Source organism: Streptomyces fildesensis (genome assembly GCF_016107395.1).
In the GTDB taxonomy this organism is placed as follows: domain Bacteria; phylum Actinomycetota; class Actinomycetes; order Streptomycetales; family Streptomycetaceae; genus Actinacidiphila; species Actinacidiphila fildesensis.
The window spans coordinates 79,056-102,164 of sequence record NZ_JAAIKO010000029.1; the positions used below are offsets into that span (position 1 = coordinate 79,056).

General features: G+C 72.6%; 23 protein-coding genes and 1 riboswitch. Of the genes, 16 read left to right on the forward strand and 7 right to left on the reverse strand.

All coding sequences use genetic code 11. The annotated features are described in order from the left end of the window. Positions 1-67: 67 nt before the first annotated feature. From C6N31_RS29205 to C6N31_RS29220, 4 genes are all read right to left on the reverse strand, one after another. Entirely contained in the window at positions 68-1,267 is a 1,200-nt protein-coding gene (locus C6N31_RS29205; RefSeq protein WP_138354476.1) for an ATP-binding protein, read from the reverse strand. Next, the gene (locus C6N31_RS29210; RefSeq protein WP_198358563.1) at positions 1,264-6,234 is read right to left on the reverse strand and encodes a hypothetical protein; all 4,971 of its coding nucleotides are present in this window, start codon (positions 6,232-6,234) and stop codon (positions 1,264-1,266) included. The genes C6N31_RS29205 and C6N31_RS29210 overlap by 4 nt, the downstream gene beginning before the upstream one ends. Then, entirely contained in the window at positions 6,231-7,085 is an 855-nt protein-coding gene (locus C6N31_RS29215) for a DUF4132 domain-containing protein (protein ID WP_138354474.1), read from the reverse strand. Before C6N31_RS29215 ends, C6N31_RS29210 begins: the two co-directional genes overlap by 4 nt. 176 nt (positions 7,086-7,261) lie before the next feature. After that, on the reverse strand, positions 7,262-8,401 hold the full coding sequence (locus C6N31_RS29220) for a SpoIIE family protein phosphatase (protein ID WP_198358564.1): 1,140 nt from the start codon (positions 8,399-8,401) through the stop codon (positions 7,262-7,264). Between the two features lie 136 nt (positions 8,402-8,537). On the opposite strand from C6N31_RS29220, the gene C6N31_RS29225 reads away from it, so the two are divergent. The 8 genes from C6N31_RS29225 to C6N31_RS29260 all read left to right on the forward strand — a co-directional run bounded on the left by C6N31_RS29225 (position 8,538) and on the right by C6N31_RS29260 (position 14,739). Beyond that, complete coding sequence (locus C6N31_RS29225; RefSeq protein WP_187144755.1) at positions 8,538-8,699, forward strand: hypothetical protein; 162 nt, start codon at positions 8,538-8,540, stop codon at positions 8,697-8,699. Then, a complete protein-coding gene (locus C6N31_RS29230; RefSeq protein ID WP_138354472.1) occupies positions 8,696-9,133 on the forward strand; it encodes a response regulator in 438 nt (145 codons plus the stop codon). Before C6N31_RS29225 ends, C6N31_RS29230 begins: the two co-directional genes overlap by 4 nt. A 185-nt stretch (positions 9,134-9,318) precedes the next feature. Continuing rightward, positions 9,319-9,819 (forward strand): molybdopterin-dependent oxidoreductase, encoded by a 501-nt coding sequence (locus tag C6N31_RS29235; protein ID WP_198358565.1) that lies wholly within the window; start codon positions 9,319-9,321, stop codon positions 9,817-9,819. Positions 9,820-9,825: 6 nt separating this feature from the next. Next, on the forward strand, positions 9,826-10,350 hold the full coding sequence (locus tag C6N31_RS29240) for a hypothetical protein (RefSeq protein WP_138354470.1): 525 nt from the start codon (positions 9,826-9,828) through the stop codon (positions 10,348-10,350). Positions 10,351-10,448: 98 nt separating this feature from the next. Continuing rightward, positions 10,449-10,844: a TOBE domain-containing protein gene (locus tag C6N31_RS29245; RefSeq protein ID WP_138354469.1), complete on the forward strand. Its 396-nt coding sequence runs from the start codon at positions 10,449-10,451 to the stop codon at positions 10,842-10,844. A 108-nt stretch (positions 10,845-10,952) separates the two neighbouring features. After that, positions 10,953-11,765, forward strand: a complete 813-nt coding sequence (gene modA, locus C6N31_RS29250; RefSeq protein WP_138354468.1) for a molybdate ABC transporter substrate-binding protein — start codon at positions 10,953-10,955, stop codon at positions 11,763-11,765. Between the two features lie 105 nt (positions 11,766-11,870). Further along, a complete protein-coding gene (locus tag C6N31_RS29255) occupies positions 11,871-13,874 on the forward strand; it encodes an ABC transporter permease (protein ID WP_198358566.1) in 2,004 nt (667 codons plus the stop codon). A 118-nt stretch (positions 13,875-13,992) separates the two neighbouring features. Next, positions 13,993-14,739 (forward strand): cobalt-precorrin-6A reductase, encoded by a 747-nt coding sequence (locus C6N31_RS29260; RefSeq protein ID WP_138354466.1) that lies wholly within the window; start codon positions 13,993-13,995, stop codon positions 14,737-14,739. Positions 14,740-14,751: 12 nt separating this feature from the next. Here the strand turns inward: C6N31_RS29260 and cobF are convergent, their stop codons facing one another. Then, positions 14,752-15,540 carry a precorrin-6A synthase (deacetylating) gene (gene cobF, locus C6N31_RS29265; RefSeq protein WP_138354465.1) on the reverse strand — a complete coding sequence of 263 codons (789 nt, stop codon included), beginning with the start codon at positions 15,538-15,540 and terminating at the stop codon, positions 14,752-14,754. Positions 15,541-15,621: 81 nt separating this feature from the next. Continuing rightward, positions 15,622-15,870, reverse strand: a complete 249-nt coding sequence (locus C6N31_RS29270; protein ID WP_138354464.1) for a DUF4430 domain-containing protein — start codon at positions 15,868-15,870, stop codon at positions 15,622-15,624. Between the two features lie 62 nt (positions 15,871-15,932). Continuing rightward, positions 15,933-16,122, forward strand: a riboswitch (cobalamin riboswitch). 184 nt (positions 16,123-16,306) lie between these two features. Here C6N31_RS29270 and metE point away from each other — a divergent pair. The 3 genes from metE to C6N31_RS29285 all read left to right on the forward strand — a co-directional run bounded on the left by metE (position 16,307) and on the right by C6N31_RS29285 (position 19,566). Next, entirely contained in the window at positions 16,307-18,625 is a 2,319-nt protein-coding gene (metE, locus tag C6N31_RS29275) for a 5-methyltetrahydropteroyltriglutamate--homocysteine S-methyltransferase (protein ID WP_138354463.1), read from the forward strand. A gap of 222 nt (positions 18,626-18,847) precedes the next feature. Continuing rightward, positions 18,848-19,258: a hypothetical protein gene (locus C6N31_RS29280; RefSeq protein ID WP_138354462.1), complete on the forward strand. Its 411-nt coding sequence runs from the start codon at positions 18,848-18,850 to the stop codon at positions 19,256-19,258. 113 nt (positions 19,259-19,371) lie between these two features. Then, the gene (locus tag C6N31_RS29285) at positions 19,372-19,566 is read left to right on the forward strand and encodes an antitoxin (RefSeq protein ID WP_138354461.1); all 195 of its coding nucleotides are present in this window, start codon (positions 19,372-19,374) and stop codon (positions 19,564-19,566) included. Positions 19,567-19,582: 16 nt separating this feature from the next. Here C6N31_RS29285 and C6N31_RS29290 read toward each other — a convergent pair whose 3' ends face one another. Beyond that, positions 19,583-20,032 (reverse strand): DUF5990 family protein, encoded by a 450-nt coding sequence (locus C6N31_RS29290; protein ID WP_187144756.1) that lies wholly within the window; start codon positions 20,030-20,032, stop codon positions 19,583-19,585. 108 nt (positions 20,033-20,140) lie between these two features. On the opposite strand from C6N31_RS29290, the gene C6N31_RS45965 reads away from it, so the two are divergent. The 5 genes from C6N31_RS45965 to C6N31_RS29315 form a co-directional block, all read left to right on the forward strand. Beyond that, positions 20,141-20,716: a CAP domain-containing protein gene (locus tag C6N31_RS45965; protein ID WP_244808994.1), complete on the forward strand. Its 576-nt coding sequence runs from the start codon at positions 20,141-20,143 to the stop codon at positions 20,714-20,716. A gap of 132 nt (positions 20,717-20,848) precedes the next feature. Further along, entirely contained in the window at positions 20,849-21,319 is a 471-nt protein-coding gene (locus C6N31_RS29300; protein ID WP_198358567.1) for an Asp23/Gls24 family envelope stress response protein, read from the forward strand. A 34-nt stretch (positions 21,320-21,353) separates the two neighbouring features. Further along, positions 21,354-21,602 carry a hypothetical protein gene (locus C6N31_RS29305; RefSeq protein ID WP_138354458.1) on the forward strand — a complete coding sequence of 83 codons (249 nt, stop codon included), beginning with the start codon at positions 21,354-21,356 and terminating at the stop codon, positions 21,600-21,602. Between the two features lie 362 nt (positions 21,603-21,964). Beyond that, complete coding sequence (locus tag C6N31_RS29310; protein WP_138354457.1) at positions 21,965-22,711, forward strand: GntR family transcriptional regulator; 747 nt, start codon at positions 21,965-21,967, stop codon at positions 22,709-22,711. Positions 22,712-22,873: 162 nt separating this feature from the next. Next, positions 22,874-23,109 (forward strand): NfeD C-terminal domain-containing protein (locus C6N31_RS29315; protein WP_198358568.1); only part of this gene is annotated, 236 nt, incomplete at its 3' end.

Here is a 23,109-nt window from a genome sequence, read left to right on the forward strand (position 1 = left end):
GGACGGTGTCAGGGGCGGAGTCATGGGCGGCGGCACGAAATCGGTCGTGGGCGGAACGGTCATGGCGTCAGCTCTCCAGGACCGAGCGCAGGTCCCACAGCGTGCGCCAGGTCGCGGAGCCCTGCTCGGCCCGGCGGCGCACCGCGCCGTCCCAGTAACCCAGCAACCGGGCGGCGTCCGCCGGATCGTCCTTGCGGACGACGCCGAGCAGATGGCCCGGGAGCAGGGACAGCACGTCGCGGTCGCCGGGGAAGTACGCGGCGGCCAGGGCGAGCGAACCGGCCACCGACACGGCCTCCGCGGTGCTCATCACGGTGGAGGGGCGTTCGACCTCCCAGCCCTCGGCCGACCGCCCGTCCCGCAGATCGCGGAAGGCCGTCACGAGGGCTTCGAGGATCGCGTCGTCCACTTGGAAGGGGGCGCCGGCCCGCGTGACGGCCGCGTGGGCCTGGCGGCGCACCAGGGCCGTCTCGGCGTCGAGATCGCCGATGGGGCCGACGGTCTCGAAGTTGAAGCGGCGTTTGAGGGCGGCGGACATCTCGGAGACGCCCTTGTCGCGGAGGTTGGCGGTCGCGATGAGCGTGAAGCCGGGTGCGGCGTGCGCGAGGGCGTCCTCACCGCCGGCCAGCTCCGGGACGGCGATGCGCCGTTCGGACAGCAGCGAGACCAGCGCGTCCTGGACCTCCGGCAGGCAGCGGGTGATCTCCTCGACCCGGGCGACGGCGCCGCGGGTCATGGCGGTGAGCACCGGGGACGGCACCAGGGCCTGCCGGGTGGGGCCCTGGGCCAGCAGCAGCGCGTAGTTCCAGCCGTACTTGAGCTGGTCCTCGGTGGTGCCCGCGGTGCCCTGCACCACCAGGCCGCTGGTGCCGCACACGGCTGCCGAGAGCAGCTCGGAGAGCATGGACTTGGCGGTGCCGGGCTCGCCGACGAGCAGCAGCCCGCGCTCTCCGGCGAGGGTGACGACGCAGCGTTCCACCAGAGCGCGGTCGCCGACGAACTTCTGCTCGACGACCAGTCGGCGCGGGAGCCCTTCGGGCGCCGCGGCGCTCTCCGGCAGCTGCAGGGACTCGCCGTTGCTGCCCATCACGAAGGTGACGACGGCGCGCGGGGTCAGCCGCCAGGAGGGCGGCCGGGGGCCGCTGTCGTAGGCGGCGAGGAAGGCCAGTTCGGTGGCGTGGCGGTCTTCGGGCGGGCTGACCTGGCGGCCCGGCGCTGCGGAGGATGCGGTCTCGGTGCGGATGTCGGTGCGGATGTCGGTGGTCATCGACGGCGGCCCTTCCGGGTGGCACGGGTGGTGAGTTCTTCGAAGGCGGGGGCGTCGCCGTCCTTCACGCGCCCCCAGGCGAGGGCGAACAGGGCGGGCACCGACAACAGCGGCACGGCCCGTACGTGATCGCGCAGCGGGTAGAGCCCTTCCTTCCAGGTCTCCACCGGCAGGGCGGACGACTTGAATTCGTGCCAGCCGCAGGGCAGGAACAGGGTCCGGCCCGCGCGGGACCGCTTGGCCTCCAGGACCAGGTCGGTGGCGGCGAGTTCGGCCCGTGCCTTCTTCAGCCGGGCGGGCTTCCAGCCGGTCCACCGGGCGCAGTCGCGGTCCGTCGGGTCGGGCAGGGCCAGCAGCTGCAGATAGATCACGGCCGCGTCCTCGCTCAGCGCGTGGGCGGCGGCCACCTCGGCGACCAGTCCCGGCACCGACCGGGTGGGGTCCTGCGCGTGTCCGGTGAAGTCGTCGGGTCCGGTTCCGGCGTTGACGGCCTGCTCCAGGTCGCTGCCGAACAGCGCCCGCACCGAGGCGAGCGTGCTGATCCGCCCGGAGCCGAGAAGCCCTTCGAGCAGCCCGAAGACGGGATCGTCGGCGCCGGTGATGCCTGCCGTGCGCACCAGGGTCATCTCGTTGTCGCCGTACCAGGGGCGCAGCACGAGGCTCTCCCCGACGCGGGTGAGACCGTCCGGTCCCGCTCCGCCGGTCGCGGGCAGGCCGTACGCCGTGCGCAGCGCGGCAGCGGTCGGGGTGCCCTTCTCGGTCCACTCCACGTCCAGGTCGAGGACGAGTCCGGGGTCGGTCAGCCGCCGGCGAACGGCGGCGAGTCCGGCGGGCAGATGGGCGCGCAGCGGGTGTCCGTACGGCAGCCCGTAGGCGAGCCCGCTGAGGGCGGCGACGGCACCGGTGAGGTCTCCCCGGCTGGGGAGGGCGGAGGGATCGTCGGGGACGAGATCGCCGTCCTTGTCGCGGCGCATGGCGGTGGTGCGGCTCAGCCACGCGGTCCGCGCGGGGTTGAGGACGGCCTCCGCCGCGTCCGTGCCGACGCCGTGCAGCACGTCCGCCAGATCCTCCGGCAGCCGGACCAGCGACCCCAGGCGCTCGGCCCAGACCCGGGCCGCTGCCTCGATGTCCGGTCCTGTCGCCCACAGTCCGGCCGGGTCTGCCGGGAGCAGTGCGTCCAGCAGCGCCAGCCGGTTGGCACGGCCGAGCGAGTTCAGCCGGTGGTTCGCCCGTTCCGCCTGGCGGGTCTTGAGGCCGATCAGGGAGAGCCCGGCCGTCTCCATCTCGCCGGTGCCGGCCGCGACCAGCAGGGCCGCCTGGACGGGCTCGATGCCGGTGGCGGTGTCGAGCGCGACGGCCGCCTCGGGCCGCCACGGGACGGCGCCCCGCTCACGGACGAGTCGGATCAGCGGCAGCAGGCGCTCGTGCGGGAACGCCGGCTCGTGGCGCTGCTCCTCGTGGAGGGTGAAGTCGGCGATCCGGCCGAACGTCCCCTCCGGGTCGTGGTCGAGGGCGAGCCAGTGCACGCGGCCGTTGCCCCGGTTGACGTTCTGCCGGCCGAGGATCACCACGGTGCGGCCACCGCGGCGCAGCACCTGGCCGACCCGTTCCCGCTTGGTGCCCTCCTCGCACAGGACGACCTGGCGCAGGGCGCCCGAGGGGTCGGCGAGAGGGCCGGTGGAGACCGCTTCGAGCAGCGTGAGCAGCGCCTCCCGGTGCTCGTCGGAGGTGCCGGGGGAAGCCGCGCGGTAGGCGAGCTGCCGCAGGGTGTCCAGGAAGGGCAGCCAGACCATCCCGACAGCGGGCACCGTGTGGGCCTCGCCGCTCCAGCCGTCGCCGAGGACCGGCAGCGGGGTGGGTTCGGGCAGCAGCCTGCCGTCGGCGGGCTTCCCCGACAGGACGTGATTGACCGACAGGATCTGCTGGAGGGCGGTCCACTCCTCGCCCTGTCCCCACCGCATGTAGCCACCGGGCGTGGCGATGCCGGCGGTGGCGGCCCGCAGCGTCGTGTCGTCGCCGTGTGGGGGCCGGTGCTGGGCGTACATGCCCTCGGTCTGCGGTGTCTTCGGCTGCTTGGGCTGCACGGGTGCGACGAACGAGGCGGTGGCGAGCACATGGTTGACGGCGGCCCGCACGATCGCGGTCACTCCCGTGAGCAACCGCGGGTCGGACAGCGCGGGAAGTGCCGCGGCGACGGCCGTCCTGGCCACTTCGTCCGCGGACGGACCGGTGTACTTCTCCTGTCCTGCGGCCGCGGCACGGCGCTCCGCCAGAGCGGTGATGGCCGCGCTGAGCAGGGACGCGATCTCCGCGTCGGTGACCGCGCGCAGACCTGCCGAGCCCTGCTCGTCGCGCGGGCGCAGAGCGTGCCAGAACGCCGGCGGCGGAACGTATCCGGTGCCTGCCGCGTACTCCCCGCCCTGGTCGGAGACGGCGACGGAGCCCAGCACACCCGTGTCGGATGTGGCGTCCGCCGGGTGGAGCTGGATCATGTTGCCGACCAGGGCGGCGACGGGGCCCGCTCCGCCCGGCAGTCGCAGCACGCCCAGCGGTACGGGGTGGTGGCCCTGGCCCGGGGCCACGGGAAGGGTGACGGTGCGCCCGTCGGGTGTTCCGGCGGTGACCCGCCGCTCGTGGTCGCGGCCCTCGGTCCGTACCCAGCGGCCCAGGACGGTGCCGTCGGTGCCGAACGGCGTGTTCTCCAGGCCGGGGAGCAACGGCAGGACCTCGCAGTCCGCGGGCGAGAGCCGGGCGTCCTCCCGGATCCCGGACTGCAGGAAAGCGGGCAGCGAGGCGCGTCCGTGCGTGCCGCCGGCCGGATCGTACTCGACCCAGATGTGCTCGCGGCCCTGCTTGCCCTGGCGCCAGTGTCCGGTCCCGTCGCCCAGCACGGGCCGGGAGGACGGCAGGGTCGTGTCACCCGCGTGCAGGGTCCGGCCGCCGGTGGCGCGGCCGCCGCCGGGCAACGGCAGCGACGGGGTGCCGGCCGACTGCGCGTTCCACCAGTACGGCAGCTGCTCTCCGCCGAGCGTGAACACCTCGGAGGGGCGGGCCGACCAGTAGGCGCGCTGTTTGCTGTCCTCCTGCCAGATGACGAGCAGTTCGCCGTCCGTGTAGCGGAAGTGCGGGCGCCGCCATTGGTCGAGGTCGGCCGGGAGGCGCAGCTCGTGTTCCAGCAGCACCCCTTCGGGGCCGACGACGACGGCCCGGTGCCGGTTCGCGACGATGAGAGCGGGCCACGCCTCGGCGACCACGATCCAGTGGTTCTGGTCGGCCTGACCGGCGTTGAGCTGTTGGTAGGCCTCTTCCAGGGCCGGCCAGCCCAGTTCGTCCACGACGCCCGCGCGCAGGGTGGCGGCGAGGATCGGGGCCAGGTCGTGTCCGGCGACCTGGGCGACGGCCAAGGCGTTGACCTGGGCGGCCACCGGGCGGAACGGTGCGATCCGGCTGAGTGCCGCGCGCGAGCCGGGCAGTCCGGTCGCTCCGGTGAACTCCTCGGCGCGGTCCCGGAGCCAGTCGTGGAGCACGTCGCTCAGGACCGGGTGGCCGGCGATCGCTTCGAGCACGGAGGTCTCCGCCCGGTGACCGTTGAGGCCGCTCAGGGCGTCGTACAGCAGCTCGCGGAAACGGGGGCGGCCCGCGACGGCGGTCAGGTCGCGGCGGCCGGGCACGTCGTCGGAGAGCCAGCCCTCCAGCGGGAGATGGACCGAGGCGCCAGGGGCCGGCTCGGTGAGCGGAATACCCCAGGTCAGGCAGCCGTCGAGCAGGTCGAGGTCGGCGCCCGCGTGCCAGCGCCCCTGGAAGAGGTCGACCGGACGTCCGTCGGAGCGCAGCCGGGCGGCCATCCGCTCCACGAGCGCGAGTGTGGCCGGGCACCGCTGGGAGCTGGACGAACCGTGCTTGCGGTGCAGGGCCCAGCGGCTGAGCCAGTCCGCCGGATCGGCGCCCGCCGTACCGGTCTCCTCGGTGAGCAGGGTGTCGGCGCCCGTCTCGGCGAGCAGCGCGAGCCAGGACTCGTCGGCGGACCGGCCGCTCCCGAGGCCGGTCGGCATGATCTCCAGCAGCCGGGCCCGGACGGCGGGTTCACCGGTGGCGAGCACCACGAGGGTGGCGCGGTAGGCGGTCCAGAACGATGCGGGTGCGCGGACGATGCTGGGTGAGGCGAGCAGATCGGCGACGAACGCCGACTCCTCGGTCACCCGGTCGAGACCCGCGGCCTTGATGAGCCCGCGGGCGTCCTGCGGCAGGGCGGCGTACGGCGGCATCCCGGCCGCACACCGTTCGACGGCTAGCTGACGGAACTGCGCCCACGCCTCGGCCGGGTCGAGCCGCCGGGAGAGGTCCTGGACATGGTCCTTGAGCGCCTTCACGGTCAGCGCGCCGGCGAAGGCGAACTCCAGGAAGACCGCCCGCTGCCGGTCCTCGTCGACCGCGAGGCCGTGGACGCGCTCGGCGGCACGGGCCTTGCCGAAGAGGGTCGCGGCGTAGGTGCTGTTGTCGTGCTGGAGGAAGACCCGGGCGGCCTGCTCGTAGAACGTCGGCAGGAAGTGCGGTACGGCCCGGCCGAGCCGGGTGGCGAGAGCTTCGAAGCCGTCCTTCGCCGCGCCGGCACGGGACTTGGCCTGGCGGGCGAGCCGCTCCATGTCCTTGACGAGGGCGAGGGCGTGGTGGCCGTTGGCGGGGTCGTTGACCAGCGCCCAGGCGGGGAAGCCCAGCGTCTCGCGGCGGACCTGTCCCACCTCGGGGGCATCGGGTTCACGGACGAGCCCGAGGAAGTCCAGCGCCAGATCCTCGGCCTCGCCGAGGGTGCCCGCCACCAGGCGCACCACGCGCCGGTCGTCGAGCGCCGGGTGTGTGTAGGTGCGGGCGGTGAGCGCGTCGGCGTCGTCACGGGTGACGGTGCCGGGGCGCAGGATCGCGCCGGCGTCGAGCAGCGCCGCGGCCCGGGTGATGTCGTCGGTCTTCATGCCGCCTGCTCCTCGTCCTCGATGTCGCGTCCCGCGTACAGGGCCGCCGCCATGCGCATGCCTTCCGACCAGGCGACCGGGCCGACCTGGCCGGCCGTCAACGCCCGTCCCGCACCGTCGGTCCAGGTCAGCGAGCCGGTCTCGGTCTGCTCGTAGCTCTCGTAGTCGCCGATCCAGATCCGCGCCTCGACGGTTCTGCCGTCCTCGACCACCGGGCAGACCGCCTGGCCGCCGCGCGCCCGGTACCCGAGCTGGGTGGCACGGCCGTGCAGGAACCGCAGTTCCTTGAAGGTGCCGCCCGCGTAGTCGTCGACCGAGGCGGTCTCCGCGTCCAGACCCGCCGGGCGGCGCCACACCTCGCGGAAGAGCTGCTGCACCCGCTGGTTCACGGTGAGCTCGACCGCGAACTCCCGGAGTTCTTCGAGGTCTTCCAGCAGCACGGGGTGCGGTATGCGGACCAGCTCGGGGCTGATGCGCACGGTGTCACCGTCCAGGTCCACCAGACCGAGGCCCCGGACGGGGTCGGCGTCCCGCAGGAACCCGGCGACGTCGCCGTTCTCCCCCATGACGACGAGGTCGCGCAGGGCCGACCGCCAGGCGGTGTCCTGCCACACCTGGGCGACGGCGGCGACCGGGACGGGCAGCGAGCGCACCATCCACCGCTCCACGTCGGCGACGCACTGCCGTTCGTGCCGGTCCAGCCACTCCACCAGCTGGCGCAGTCCGACCACGGCCGGATCGTCGGCCAGCTTCGGCGGTACCGTCTTCAGCCGGCGCCCCGCCGCGTTGCGGCAGACCACTTTCCCGTCGTCGAGGGCGACTTCGTAGTCGCCGGCCGGAACCCACCCCATGTGCTGTCTCCTTGGTCAGACGGCCTGTTCCGGGGCATGGCACACCTATGGCACACCGCACGCCACACCCCCGGTCGCAGCGCCGCCGCGATCACGTTGGTGCGACTCTAGGGGGAGGCTCGGACAATGCCTCCGGCAGCACCGGCGGGCCTGTGGACAACCGGATCGCGAGGGGTTCAGACGGTGCGTCCGGTGCCCTCCGGGGCGGTGAAGTCCCAGCTGAGCAACAGGATGGCGAGGTCGTCCAGATGCCGTCCGGCGTCCAGTTTCCGGGTGACGGTGGTCAGATGGTCCACCAGCGCCCGCCCGGTCGTCCGCGGTGCGCTGTCGATGATCGACAGCAGGCCGTCGGTCCCCAGGCGTTCGTGCCCGGGCCCGCTGTGTCCCTCCACCAGACCGTCGGTGTGCAGCAGCAGCGAGGCGGCGGCCGGGAGTTCGGTCCGGGTGGTGTGCCGGCCGCCGCCGGGACCGATGCCCAGGGCGACGCCCGGCCGGGACGGCAGCGGGCGGGCCGTGCCGTGCTGGACGAGGAGCGGTTCGTCGTGACCGGCCAGCGTGACATCGATCCGGCAGGCGTCCGGGTGGAGCGAGATCATCGCGACGGTGGCGAACATCGCGGAGTAGGGGCGTTCCGCGACGAGGACCTGCTCCATCAGGGCCAGCAGGCCGGACTCGCGGCGCTGGGACCGTACGTGGTGCAGTTCGGTGCGCGCCCGGTCGCGGGCGGCCTCCAGGTCCTTCTCCAGGTGGGAGGTGCTGACGCGGATGGCGTTGAAGTCCTGCCGGCCCTCGTCCGCCCGCTCGGTGGCCAGGGCCACCGGGGCGCCGGCCGGCGCGGTGGCCACCGGCCGGCCGAACCGGGACTGCCAGGTCTCGGCGCGCGCGAGCACCTCGTCCAGGTCGGCGACCGTTGACCGGTCACCGGCCAGCAGGGTCCGCAACTGCGCGGTGGCGTCCTTCTGTTGTCGCAGGCCCGAGCGGTAGGGCTCCAGGAAGCCCGGTTCCCCGGTCAGCCCGTAGCCGCGCGCCCCCGTCTCCTGGTTGACCAGCGCGCTTTCCAGCCGCACCGAGGCCACCAGCGCCGGGGTGCTGCCGTCCACCAGCCGGTCCGAGATCGCCGTGGAGCGGGCGAAGACCCACACCCCGGTCGCCGCGAGGACGGCGAGGACCACGAGCGCGGCGCAGGCGCCCGCCGTCAGCCAGCGCCGCGTCGTCCAGTCCGCGGTGGGACCGCCGGCCCGGCCGGCCCCAGCCGCTCCGGAGCGTGGGTGCTCGGCCGGATCCTCGTGGCTGCGCGCCCCTGCAAGGCCTGTCACTGCGACTCCTCGATCACCCCGCCCCGCCGCGGCAGCGGCAGGGCCAACCGCTCCCGCCCCGGGGTACAGCCGCGCCATCGTACCCAGCGCGCCGACCATGATTGTCGCCTCATCGACACGACCGTAGGGTGGGCGCATGCGCCGCGAGGAGTCCACCGTCCAACTCGGCCATGCCCAGTTGACGGCACCGGCCGAGCAGGGCGGGACGGCACTCCCCCACCGGCCGGCCACGGAGACCCTCCGCCGCGGGCACCCCCTCAGTTCCGTCCCGCCGACCTCCGCAGGAGCGAACCCGTGAACGCCCTCGCCTCTCCCCGCTCCTACAGCATCCTGCTCGTCGAGGACGACGCCGCCGATGCGATGCTCATCGAGGAAGCCCTCGCAGAAAAGGGGATGACCCGGGCCATCGCCCGCGCCAACGACGGTGTCGCCGCACTGGAACACCTGCGGGACCCGGCCAACGACCGCCCCGATCTCATCGTGCTGGATCTGAACATGCCCCGGATGAACGGCCGCGAACTGCTGGCCGTCCTCAAGGACGACCCGTCTCTGGCCACCATCCCCGTGGTCGTCCTGACGACCTCGTCCACGCCGGACGACATCGCGGACGCCTACCAGCACCACGCCAACGCGTACGTCACCAAGCCGGTCAACCTCGACGACTTCCTGCACTCCGTGCGGGGCATCGACGCCTTCTTCCTCGAGATCGCCACCCACGTGCCCCGCGACTGAGAAGGAGGCGGCACCCGCGGGCCTCCCGTAGCGGAAACACCGCGCCTGCCGGTCCAGACACCATTCCCACCTCGTATACACGAGGAACAGGAGCGCTTTTAGGTTGCATCTACGATTCTCCGGACGGACGATTGGGCAGGACGTTGTGAGCAGCCGCCGCGTGCACCGCCCGGAGGGGGAATCGGATGAGCCGACCCAGTACGCCGCAGCGCGCCGCGCCGCCGCGCACCCGGTCCTTCCTCCTGCGCGGCGAGGTGCACCGGCCGGCCACCCTGACCGTCGCCGATCTGCGGAACGGCTGGGAGCAGCACCGGGCCGACGTGGTCTTCGACTGCGCGACGAACGGGCCGCAGCACCACCGCTTCGAGGGGCCGCTGCTGCGGGAGGTCGTCACCGCCGCGGAGCCCGCCTTCGACGCCCGGCGGCGTAAGGACCGCTCGCGTTTCCTGCTGACGGTCACCGGCGGGGACGGGCACCACACGGTGCTGTCCTGGGCGGAGATCGACGCCGACTTCGGGGACACGCCCATCCTGCTGGCCACGCTCCTGGACGGCGGGGCGCTGGACGAGTCCGGCAGCCAGCTGGTGGTGCCCTCCGACCGCTGCGGGGCCCGCTACATCAGCGACATCAGCAGCGTATGGGTCGGGGCCTGCCCGCCTCCCGGCGCATCCGCGGCCACGGGATAGGGCCGGGTGTCGCCGGAGAACGGCGCCGGACCCCGCGACGGGGCCGCCGCGCAGAACGACAAGGCCACCCAGGCGTGGGACGAATTCCTGCGGGCCGACATCATCGAGGAGCCGGGCGTGGCCTACGCCGCCGCGCTCCTGGGGCCGGACGGGCGATATCTGCACACCGCGTCGGCGTCGGCCGGGGACGACGGGTCGGGGTACTTCCGCCAGGAGGACGCCGCAGCCGCCCTGTCCGTGCGGGACGCGGCCCGCGGCGGACCCCCGGTCGCCGAGCCCTTCGCCCTGAGCGGGCGCCGGGTGACGATCGGCCCGATCGCCGGTGACGCCGACCTGTGGGCGACGCCGCTGATCTGCGAGCGCACCGGCCTCAATGTCGGGGTCATGGGCGGCACCCCGAGGGGATATGTGGTCGTCGCCCTCTGCCATCCCATGAGTGACGACATTCCCGTGCCGGGCGTCTACGGCGCGGAGATCTCCACCTGGAGTGTTTTCCAGAGCCGGATCGGACTGGCGCTTCTCACCGCCTGACCACCGCCATTGGACCTTTCACTAAGGGCGGGGCAGTTGCCATGGAGATTCGCATCATGAATTGCAAATGCCAGGGAATTGCCCCTAACGTGTCGCACATGCAGTCCTACACGATGGGTCAGGCGGCGCGCCTGCTGGGTGTGAGCCCGGATACCGCGCGCCGCTGGGCGGACGCCGGCCGGGTGACGACCCACCGCGACGAGGGCGGCCGCCGACTGATCGACGGCCGGGACCTGGCCGCGTTCTCCATCGAGATCGCCCAGACAGGCACCGGTGAGGAGGACACCTCCTGCATCTCCGCCCGCAACGCGTTCCCCGGCATCGTCACCGCGGTCAAGCTCGGCGACGTCGCCGCACAGGTGGAGATCCAGGCCGGTCCGCATCGGCTGGTGTCGCTGCTGACCCGTGAAGCCGTCGAGGAACTCGGCCTGGAGGTCGGCATGCGGGCCACCGCCCGTGTGAAGTCCACCAGCGTGCACATCGACCGCACCTGACCCACCGCTCCAACCAGCGGCGTCGTCCGTCCCCGACGCGGCCTCCACCAACCGCTCGGGCGACACCGGTCGGCCCGAACAGCCACGTCACCAGGGAGTTCAACCCTCATGTCCTTTGCCTTCGACAGACGCCGCGCCGCTGCCGCGATCGTGACCGCCGCCCTGTTCGTTCCGCTCGTGGCGGCCTGCGGCAGTGACGACAAGAAGGACGCCGGTTCCACGGCGACCCCGTCCGCCAGCACCTCCGGAGCGCCCAAGGCCGCGCTGACGGTGCTCGCCGCCTCCTCGCTGACCGATGTGTTCAAGACCGCCGGCGCCGCGTACGAGAAGAGCCACCCGGGCACGACGGTGAAGTTCTCCTTCGCCGGCTCGCAGGAACTCGCCGCGCAGGTCAAGCAGGGCGCGCCGGCCGACGCCCTGGTGACCGCGGACACCAGGACCATGGACGGCCTGAAGTCCGACACCGGCACCCCGGCCATCATCGCCAAGAACCGCCTGGTGATCGCCACCGGTGAGGGCAACCCGCTGAAGATCACGGCCCTCAAGGACCTGGCCGACACCAAGTTCAAGGTCGTCCTCGCCGCGCCCACCGTCCCGGTCGGCCGGTACAGCAAGCAGGTCCTGGACGCGCAGAAGATCGTGGTCAAGCCGGTCTCGCAGGAGCCGAACGTCCGCGCCGTCCTGAGCAAGGTCGAGCTCGGCGAGGCCGACGCCGGCATCGTCTACGCGACGGACGCCGCGACCGCCACGAACAAGGTCGACGCCATCGAGATCCCCGACGCGCAGAACGCCGTCGCCTCGTACCCGGCCGCTACCTTGAAGACCACGAAGAACAGCGAGGCCGCCGCCGCGTTCGTGGCATGGCTGAGCACCCCCGAAGCGCAGAAGATCCTGCAGGCGGCGGGCTTCCAGCAGCCGTAGTCCTGTGCGGGAAGCGGCAGCTCCCCCTGTTGTGAGGGCTGTCCGGATCGGGGGACCGGACAGCCCTGTCACTGCCTTCGCCTGCCCCGATCCCAGGAACCGCCGATGAGACGCATCCGCAGCCGAGCACGCGGCGCGCGCACCCCGGTCGCGCTGGCGCTGCCCGCACTGATCGCGATCGCGTTCCTGCTGATGCCGCTGGTCGGCATCCTGTCTCGCACCGACTGGGGTGCTATCGGGACCGATCTGACCAGCCCTGACGTCACCACCGCGCTGAGGCTGTCACTGCTGGTGTCGTTCTGGGCGCTGGGCCTGTCGCTCGTGCTCGGGGTGCCACTGGCATGGCTGCTGGCCCGGGTCGACTTCCCCGGCAAGTCGCTGGTGCGCTCCCTCGTACTGCTGCCGATGGTGCTGCCGCCCACCGTGGGCGGTGTCGCGCTGCTGCTCGGCTTCGGGCGGCGGGGGCTGCTCGGGCCGTGGCTGGAGAACACGTTCGGGATCGTGCTGCCGTTCCACACCTCCGGGGCGGTGGTCGCGGCGACCTTCGTGGCGATGCCGTTCCTGGTCATCAGCCTGGAAGGGACCCTGGCGGGGCTGCGCCCCAGCTACGAGGAGACCGCCGCCTCACTGGGCGCCCCGCCGGTGCGGGTGTTCTTCACCGTCACGCTGCCCATGGTCGCCCCCGGCCTGGTGGCGGGCGCAGCGCTGACCTGGGCGCGCGCCCTGGGCGAGTTCGGCGCGACCATCACCTTCGCGGGCAACCTCCCCGGCACCACCCAGACCCTGCCCCTCGAGGTCTACCTGCTGCTGCAGGACTCGCCCGAAGCGGCCACGTCCGTCTCCCTGCTGCTGCTCGTCATCGCCATGGCCGTACTGATCGCGCTGCGCGGCCGCTGGGCCGGCGGGGCGGTGACCCGGGAGAGCAGCTCCAAGCGACCCGTGGACGACGGCCCACCGCCGGCCGATCCGTTGACGGACTCCCCCGCAGCGCCGAATCTCCTCAAGGGCGGATCTCCGGCGGACGGTTCCCCCTCGGACGGAACTCCCGGCCCGAAGTCCTCCGCCGCACCGGACCGTTGGTCCCTGCACACCGACGTCACCGGGTTCAACCAGCTGACCCTGGACGCGGAGCCCGGCACCACCATCGCCATCGTCGGTCCCAACGGCGCCGGGAAGACCACGCTGCTGCGCGCCCTGCTCGGCCTCACCCCCCGCGCGCACGCCGAACTGCGCCTCGGCAGCACCGACGTCACCGACCTGCCACCGCACAAGCGCGGTGTCGCGTGGGTTCCGCAGGACGGCGCGCTGTTCCCGCATCTGACGGCGCTGTCCAACACCGCCTACGGTCTGCGCACCCATCACGTCCCGCGCGCCGAGGCGCGCCGCACTGCCCAGCAGTGGCTCGACCGGCTCGGCGTCGGCCATCTCGCCCACCGCAGGCCCGCGCAGCTCTCCGGCGGCCAGGCCCAACGCGTCGCCCTCGCCCGCGCACTCGCCGCCCGGCCCCGGCTGCTGCTGCTCGACGAACCGCTGGCCGCCCTCGACCAGACCACCCGTGCCCATGTCCGGCACACGCTGCGCACCCACCTCGACGGCTTCGGCGGCGTCTGTCTGATCGTCACTCACGACCCCGTCGAGGCGGTCGCCCTCGCCGACCGGGTGCTCGTCCTCGAAGACGGCCGCGCCCTCCAGGACGCGTCGCCCGCCGACGTCACCCGCCACCCCCGCTCCCCCTGGGTGGCCCGGATGCTCGGCCGCAACGCGTGGCCCGGTACGGCGACCGCCAGCGGCCTCGCGCTGGCCGGCGGCGGACAGCTCGTCGTCGCCGACACCCTCACCGAAGGGGCACGGGCGCTGGCGATCATCGCGCCGGAGGCGGTCTCCGTGCACCGTGACCGACCCGCCGGCAGCCCCCGCAACGTCTGGCCCGGCACGATCCGCGAGATCACCTCCTCCGGCAGCCGGCTGCGCCTTCTCATCACCTCCGACCAGGCACCCGATCTCGTCGCCGAGATCACCCACCAGGCCGCCGCCGAACTGGGCCTCACCGACGGGACCTCGGTCTGGACGAGCGTCAAGGCCACCGAGGTCACCCTCGTCACCCTCTGAGGCCGACCGCGCCGCCCGGCAGTGCCCTGCATGACGGATAAACTGCGACGCCGCCCCCCGCCGGACCCACCGCGGCACGGCGGGCCCACCAGCCCCGCGAGGGAAGCGAACGGCGAACGTGACACGACATGTGCTCATCCTGGGCGGCACCACGGAAGCGCGCCGGCTCGCGGCGGCGCTGGCCGCCGATCCCGCGCTGCGGGTGACCAGCTCGCTGGCGGGGCGGGTGGCCGAACCACGGCTGCCCGCCGGCGAGGTACGGATCGGCGGGTTCGGGGGCACCGAGGCGCTGGGCCGCTGGCTGGCCGAGCACGCGGTGGACGCGCTGATCGACGCCACCCACCCGTTCGCCGGCACCATCAGTTTCCACGCCGCGGAGGCGGCGGCGTCCGCCCGGGTCCCGCTGCTCGCGTTGCGGCGGCCCGGCTGGGTGGCGGGCCCGGACGACCACTGGCATCCCGCGGAATCCCTGGCCGAGGCCGCCGCGCTGCTCCCGGGACTGGGCCGGCGGATCTTCCTGACCACCGGCCGGTCGGGGCTGGCCGCCTTCGCCGGAACGACCGGTCTGTGGTTCCTCGTCCGCTCGGTCGACGCCCCGGGGCCACCGCTTCCGGAGCACTCCGAAGTCCTGCTCGACCGGGGGCCCTTCACCCTCGAAGGGGAGACGGAACTGCTGCGCCGCCACCGCATCGACGTCCTCGTCACCAAGGACAGCGGCGGACCGGCCACCGCGGCGAAGCTCACCGCCGCCCGCGAGGCCGGCATTCCGGTCGTCGTCGTCCGCCGCCCGCCGGTGCCCGGCGGGGTGCCCGTGGCGGCGACCACGGAGGAAGCGGCCGCGTGGCTGCGCGCCGTACTGATGTAGCCCGCAGCCGGGTCAGGCGTCGTCCCGGTCGCCGGCGGGCGTCCTGCGCAGCAGATAGGTGTCCATGATCCAGCCCTTGCGGGCACGGGCTTCGGCGCGCAGCGTCTGGATGCGCTCCGAGACGTCGGGCAGCCGTCCCGCGACGAGGATCTCGTCCGGTGTGCCCAGGTACGCGCCCCAGTAGATCGTGACGTCGTCACCGCCGTCCGGAAGGTGCGCGAAGGCCTGGTGCGCGTCGAGCATGACGACGACGTCGTCGGCGCCCTCGGGGAAGCCCGCGGCCAGCTGCCTGCCGGTGGTGATCTGCACGGGCCGCGCGGGCCGGTTCAGCCCGGTCCGGTGCTTGGCGGCCAGCGCCGCGACGCTGCTGATGCCGGGGATCACCTCGTAGTCGAACGCGACCGTCCCCCGGCCGAGCACGTCCTCCAGGATGCCCAGAGTGCTGTCGTACAGGGCGGGGTCGCCCCACACCAGGAAGGCGCCGCACTCGTCGTCCGCCAGCTCCGAGGTGATGAAGTGCTCGTAGATGTCGGCCCGGCGATGGCGCCAGTCACCGACGGCCGACGCGTAGACCGGTGACGGCGCCGTACGGTCCCGGTCCGGGTCCTGGGCCGACACCAGCCGGTGCGGACGCGTCACATGCTGTTCGATGATGTCGTGGCGCAGCTGGACCAGGTCCGACTTCTCCTCGCCCTTGTCCAGGACGAAGAACACGTCGGCCTGATTGAGCGCCTTGACCGCCTGCAGCGTCAGATGGTCCGGGTCGCCCGCGCCGATACCGATGACAAAGATCTTCCTCACGGCATCGAGTCTGCACCATGCGGTCGGGGCGTGACGCCGCCGGGGGCGGCCTGCGGGCTGCCGCCCCCGGCGGGCCGGGGGTCAGAACGCGGTCAGGGTGAAGACGACCTTGTCACCGGTCCTGATACGGAACTGGCAGCCGCCCACGGGGGTCGGCGTGCCGTTGACGGAGATGTTCCGGTACTCACTGGCACCCGCCGTGCCGGCGGCTGTGCGACTGACCGCGTAGTCGTCGAACGAGGGGTACCAGGTGCCGTCCCAGGAGAAGTGCGCCCGTCTCGCCGCGTCGTCGAGCGCCGCGGTCGGGGTCGCGACCCGGCTCGGGCTCACCGTCCGGTGGCTGAACAATGCTGACCCGGCCGCCCTTTTGGCCATAGGCTGGACGGTGCAGCTGGTTCGCCCTGTCCGCCAGACAGGTGCGTCGTAAGAGGGAACCCGGTGGAATTCCGGGACTGCCCCGCAGCGGTGAGTGGGAACGACCGCCGTCATACGCACTGGGACCCGAGCCGGGATCTGGGAAGCGACGGCCAGTAGGTGTCTCGTGTCCGTACGAGACGTGCCCGCGAGTCCGAAGACCTGCCACTGCCCGCGCGCCCCCAACGGCGCACGGTGATTCCGGAGACCTCGAGGGCGGGTCGGAGTACACATCAGACGGGCACGTGCGGCGTTCCGGCGCTTCAGTGACGTGATCCCGTCCGGTCTGTGTTCCCTTCGCGCCGTCGATTCTCCCGGGGTCCTATGGGAGACACTCGCGAAGGAGAGTTCCATGACCAGCACGTCCGCCACCGCACGTTCCACCGTGCACGGCTACCCCCGGCAGGGCCGGAACCGGGAGCTGAAGAAGGCGATCGAGGGCTACTGGAAGCGCGACGTCAGCGCCGACGCCCTGCGGGACGCCGCCGCCGCGCTGCGCCGCACCAACTGGCGGCAGCTCGCGGACGCCGGCATCCAGGAGGTCCCGACCGGCGACTTCTCGTACTACGACCACGTCCTGGACACCAGCGTCATGGTCGGCGCGATTCCCGCACGGCACCGCGCCGCGGTCGCCGCCGACGCCCTGGACGGCTACTTCGCCATGGCCCGCGGCACGCAGGACGTCGCGCCGCTCGAGATGACCAAGTGGTTCGACACCAACTACCACTACCTGGTGCCCGAACTGGGCCCGGACACCGTCTTCAGCGCCGACTCCACCAAGCAGGTCGCCGAGCTGAAGGAAGCACTCGCGCTCGGCCTCACCGCGCGCCCGGTGCTCGTCGGTCCGATCACCTATCTGCTGCTCGCCAAGCCCGCCCCCGGCGTCGCGGCGGACTTCGAACCGCTGACGCTCCTCGACCGGCTGCTGCCGGTGTACGCCGAGGTGCTCGGCGATCTGCTCGCCGCCGGAGCCGAGTGGGTGCAGCTCGACGAGCCGGCCCTGGTCCAGGACCGCACCCCGGGTGAACTCAACGCCGCCGCACGCACCTACCGAGTGCTGGGCGGTCTCACCGACCGGCCGAAACTGCTGGTCGCGTCCTACTTCGACCGGCTGGGCGAGGCCCTGCCGATCCTCGCCAAGGCGCCCATCGACGGGCTGGCGCTGGACTTCACCGGTCCCGCCGCGGGCAACCTCGACGACCTCGCGGCCGTCGGCGGGCTGCCCGGCAAGCGCCTGCTGGCGGGCGTCGTCAACGGCCGCAACACCTGGATCAACGACTACGAGAAGTCGCTGTCCGTCCTCGGCACGCTCCTCGGGCTGGCCGAACGGGTCGACGTCGCCTCCTCCTGCTCCCTGCTGCACGTCCCGCTGGACGCCACGGCCGAGCGCGACATCGACCCGCAGATCGCCCGCTGGCTGGCCTTCGCCCGGCAGAAGACCACCGAGATCGTCACCCTGGCGCGCGGGCTCTCCCAGGGCACCGACACGATCGCGGCCGAACTCGCCGCCAACCGCGCCGACCTGGCGTCCCGGGCCGGTTCCGCCCTCACCAACGACCCGGCGGTCAGGACCCGCGCCGCGGCCGTCACCGACAGCGACGCCCGCCGCTCCCAGTCCTACGAGGAGCGGGCCGCTGCCCAGCGCGCCCACCTCGGGCTGCCGCTGCTGCCGACGACCACGATCGGCTCGTTCCCGCAGACCACCGAACTGCGCACCGCACGGGCCGATCTGCGGGCGGGGCGCATCGACACCGCCGCGTACGACGCCCGTATCGAGACCGAGATCCGCGAGGTCCTCTCCTTCCAGGAGAAGGCCGGCATCGACGTCCTGGTGCACGGCGAGCCCGAACGCAACGACATGGTGCAGTACTTCGCGGAGCAGCTGACCGGCTACCTCGCCACCCAGCACGGCTGGGTCCAGTCCTACGGGACCCGTTACGTCCGGCCGCCGATCCTCGCCGGGGACATCTCCCGCCCCGAGCCGATGACGGTCCGCTGGACACGGTTCGCCCAGTCCCTCACCGCCCGCCCGGTCAAGGGCATGCTCACCGGGCCCGTCACCATGCTGGCCTGGTCCTTCGTCCGTGACGACCAGCCGCTCGGCGACACCGCCCGCCAGGTCGCGCTCGCCCTGCGCGACGAGGTCAACGATCTGGAGGCGGCGGGCAGTTCGGTGATCCAGGTGGACGAGCCCGCGCTGCGCGAGACGCTGCCGCTGCGCGCCGACGGGCATGCCGAGTACCTCGGCTGGGCGACCGAGGCCTTCCGTCTCACCGCCGGCGGGGTCCGTCCGGACACCCAGATCCACACCCACATGTGCTACGCGGAGTTCGGTGACATCCTCCAGGCCATCGACGATCTCGACGCCGACGTCATCAGCCTGGAGGCCGCCCGCTCTCACATGCAGGTCGCGGGCGAACTGGCCACCGCCGGTTATCCGCGCGAGGTCGGTCCGGGTGTCTACGACATCCACTCCCCCAGGATCCCCAGCGCGGCGGAGGCGGCGGCCCTGCTCCGCAAGGGCCTTGAGGCGATTCCCGCCGAGCGGCTGTGGGTCAACCCGGACTGCGGTCTGAAGACCCGCGGCTGGCCGGAGGTCAGAACCTCCCTGGAGAACCTCGTCACCGCCGCCCGCGAGGTCCGGAGCACGCTGCCCGGCGCGTCCTCCTGACGCGGCCGTGGCCGGGCCGGGCACCCCTGGTGTCCGGCCCGGCCACGCGCTAGCGCAGTGCCTCCCGCCGGTCCGTGAGGGACCGTCCCGGTTCATCCTTTCGGGTTAAGCAAGGAATGTTTGTCCCGGGCCGCATCCGGAGGGGCGCTCTGATGGGGGCGCGGCGCCGCGCCGACCGTCGTGGACGCGGCACGGGACAGCGATCGAACGAGGTGCGGGGGAATGGGCTCTGTTGCTCTGGGCGTCTGGCTGCTCACCGCCTCCCTGGGGGCGTACCTGTTCACGATCTGGCTGCGCCACGGTGGCCTGCGGCAGCGCGAGGCCGGCATCACCCGGTTACCGGTCTCGCTGATCCTGGGGCACATCCTGCTGGCCGTGGTCGGCCTGGCCGCGTGGACGGTCTTCCTCTTCGGCGACCTGATGGCCTCCGCGTGGGCGGCTTGCGGCGTCGTGCTCGTCGTGGCGTCCCTGGGCCTGATGATGCTGTTCCGCTGGCTTCCCAGCCCCGGGCGCCATGCGCACGCCGAGCGGACCGCCGAGCGGCACTTTCCCGTGACGGCGGTCGTCGCCCACGGCATCTGCGCGGTCGTCACCGTCCTGCTGGTGCTGGCGGTGGCGGTCCACTCGGCCTGAGCGCCGGAGCCGGGCCGGGCGGGCCGGCCGGCCCGCCGTAGATCGCCCGTAATGCGAACCCTGTCCTCTGCGTAGATCCTGAAGGTGTAGTCCATCACGCGAGGAGGTCCGACATGTCCATGCTCGACAAGATCAAAGGCATGCTCAAGGGTCACGAGGATCAGGCGAAGCAGGGTGTCGAGAAGGCCGGCGACGTCGTCGACCAGAAGACCCAGAACAAGTACAGCGGCCAGGTCGACATGGCTCAGGAGAAACTGAACGAGCAGATCGGCGGCACGCGTCCGCCCACCGACGAGGCGGGCAAGTAGCCGGCCGGCGCACCTGTCAGCGACCGGCGACCACGCTCCAGGTCACCCGGGGCGGGTGAACCGAGGCGCACAGGGGCAGGCCGAAGCCGTCGGTCAGTCCCAGGTCCGCCCGGAGGCAGCCGCCTCCGGCGCGGGCGGCCGCCAGGTTCTCGGCCGGAATGTCGCCCAGGTGGAGCTTGGCCCGGCGGAACATCGCGAACGCTCCGCCGGGCGGCTGTTCGCCCCACATCAGATAGAGGAACCGGCCGCCGCGGCGGCCCTGGACATGGGGCCCGCGGAAGTCGGCCGTTCCGTCCGGCGCGGTGAGCAGGGTGACGGCGGTCTCGAAGACCACCTCAGCGGCGTCCGCCGACACCACGGCGTCCGGTACCGACCCCCGCTGGATCCCGACGTGGACGTCCTTGTGGTCGCCACAGGCGGCCCCGGGCAGCTCCCGGCCCACGATCCGCACGAGTACCTCTGCCATCGCCTCAGCCCTCAGTCCTCGGCCCTCACCGGATCCTCGTCCGTGCGTCCCGGACACGACGTGTCCACCGTACGGCGAGCCACTGACAGACCCCGGAAGGTACGCCCCGTGAACCCCGACTCCGGGTCCCCGCCGTCGCCTCCCGTCGAACCGCCCCGGCGGCACCGGTCACACACCTCGGCGTGGCTGGTGGCCGCGGGCCTCATCGTCGGCGCGGTGGGGAGTCACAGCGCTGCGGCGGCCCCGCGCCCGGCCGTCACGGGTACCGCCCCGACCGGCGCGGGTACCGCCCTGGCCGGCACGGACCGGCGGGCCCAGCAGGTCGTGGGGATCGTCAACGTGGAACGCCTGAAACACGGTTGCGGGCCTGTCACGGCGAACGGGAAACTCGCGGCGGCCGCCCAGGCGCACTCCGACGACATGGCCGCCCGTGACTACTACGAGCACGCGACACCCGACGGCAAGGACCCCGGCGCCCGGCTGACCTCCGCCGGGTACCCGTGGACGCGGTGGGGCGAGAACATCGCCAAGGGCGCCAAGGACCCGCGGGCGGCCATGGCCGCGTGGATGAAGAGCGCCGCCCACCGTTCCACCATTCTGAACTGCGCGTTCAAGGAGATCGGGGTCGGCGTGAGCATGCGCCCGAACGGTCCATGGTGGACCCAGGACTTCGCCGCCCGCTGACCGGGGCCGGCACCCCCGGAGCGACGCCCCCCGGCTGTCCCCCGACCGCCCCCGGGCCGCTCTCCGCGCGCGGTGGCGGTGACCCGTGCTTAGCGTGGGACGTAGAGCAGCCCAACGAAGGGACGACTCATCATGAGCGACAGCACAGCGCGGACCAAGCCCGAACCGGATCGCCCCAACCCCGGGAGCAAGGCGCCAGCGCGCGGCGATGCGGGATCACGCGGCCGGACCACCATCGCCGACGGCGTGGTGGAGAAGATCGCCGGTCTGGCCGCCCGCGATGTCGTGGGCGTGCACGCCCTGGGCACCGGCTTCTCCCGTACCTTCGGTGCCGTGCGCGACCGGGTGCCGGGCAGCGCCAAGTCCGTCACCCGCGGGGTGAAGGCGGAGGTCGGCGAGACGCAGACCGCTCTCGACCTCGACCTCGTCGTCGACTACGGCGTGTCCATCGTCGATGTCGCCAACGCGGTGCGGGAGAACGTGATCGCCGCGGTCGAGCGGATGACCGGGCTCGAGGTCGTCGAGGTCAACATCGCGATCGGCGACGTCAAGCTGCCGGACGAAGAGGACGACGAGGACGAGCGGGAGCAGCGGGTCCAGTGAGCGGCGGACCGGCGCGGGAGACGGTGGGCGGACGATGAACACGGCACTGGTCGGCCTGGGCGTGGGAATGGCCCTGGCGTTCGCCGGGTGGTTCGGCGGGTTCGGTGCGTTCCTGCTCGTGGCGGCGCTCGGCGCCATCGGCTTCGTGGCAGGGAAGTTCATCGACGGAGACCTCGATCCCGACGAGTTCTTCCGGAGCCGCAGCAGCGACCGCAGCCGCGACCGCAGCGGCACTGGTACCAGCAGCCGCACCCGCGACCGGGACGGCGACCGCCTGCGCTGAACGGTTCGGTACGGGCCGGCGCCGAGGGGTTCCCCGGCGCCGTCCCGGCCGGCACGCGCTCTCAACCCCAGCCGCGAACCTTACGGAACGTGCGCACGGCCGGACCTGCGTCCGGAGGCGCACCGTCCCTTACGCCCTCGGCAATGTGCTGGTCACCTTGCGGGGGTCCGGCTTCGCCATGCTCAATCACTGACAAACCGCGAGGCGCCGCGGATCGGGTCCGGTAACTGCGAGTTCGCGCCAATACCTGGCGTACTGACGAGTAATGCTCGCGACAGGTATAGACCAATGATAAATATGGGGAACGGATCTCACATGTGCGATCACCATGCGTCACTCCCGATGGGAAGGGATCACCCGCTGTGCCCCGTTCCTCCCGCTCCGCCCCGCCCGCACGTCCGCTCTACCAGCGGATCGCCGACCAGCTCCAGGCCGAGCTCGACAAGGGCCGCATAGCCCCGGGAGACCGACTGCCCGCCGAGCGTCTGCTGGCCGACCGCTTCGGCGTCAACCGGCAGACCGTACGCCAGGCCCTGCAGCTCCTGCGCGACCGCCGCATGGTCACCACCGGACGCAGAGGCACCCGCGCCGCGGTCGTCCCGGTTGCGCTGCCGGGCCAGTTGATCGATACGGCGCCCGTCACGCCCGAAGGGATCGACGACGACTTCGGCGTTCTGCGCACCGCGCCCGCCCCGGTCGACATCTCCTGCCTGCTCGGCCTCACCCCCGGCACCCCCACCCTCGTCCACCAGCGGGTCGAGCAGGCGCCCGGGGCCCAGTTGGCGAACGCGACGTCGTACTTCTCACCGGTCGCGCTCGCCGAGATACCGCGACTGGCCGAGCACCGCCGCGCCTCGCCCGAGCCGCACCGCGGCAACCTGCGCGGCCTGTACCAGTGGATGATCGACGCCGATCTGCGCCCCCACCGGCGCGACACCATCGATCTCACCCCGGTCCACAACCCCCGGCCCGCCGCCCCGGACCAGGCGAAGCTGACCATTCGCCGGACCATCGCGGATCAGCACGGCCGCGTCCTGGAAGTCACCGACCTCCAGTTGCCACCCGGCCCGGCCCAACTCGTCTATGAGTTCGCCCTGCCCGGCACCTGACCGGCGGGCACCACGAGCTCCGTCCCGGACGCCCTCCGCAGGGGCCCCGACCCGCTCGGACCTCCCCGTATGCGACCCACCGGGTCCCCGAGGATAGGCCGCCGCCGGCATGAGGACTATGGTCAATATCCCAGGACCACTACGACGAAGGGGCAGTCGGCAATGGCGCAGGACGAGGCCGTTATCGGCTGCACGGGGGAGCTTCTTATCGCCACGCGTGGATCCGCCGGACCCGGCGAGATCCTGGTGCGCGTCAGAGGAGGAACCGAGACCTTCCTCGCCTGGTCCGAGGAGCCCCTGCCGCGCGGGACGACCGTGCTCGTCATCGAGTCCCGCGGGACCCGGCAGGTCGGCGTCATCGAGTGGGCAGATCCCCTGGATGCGTTGGGCGGCGTCAC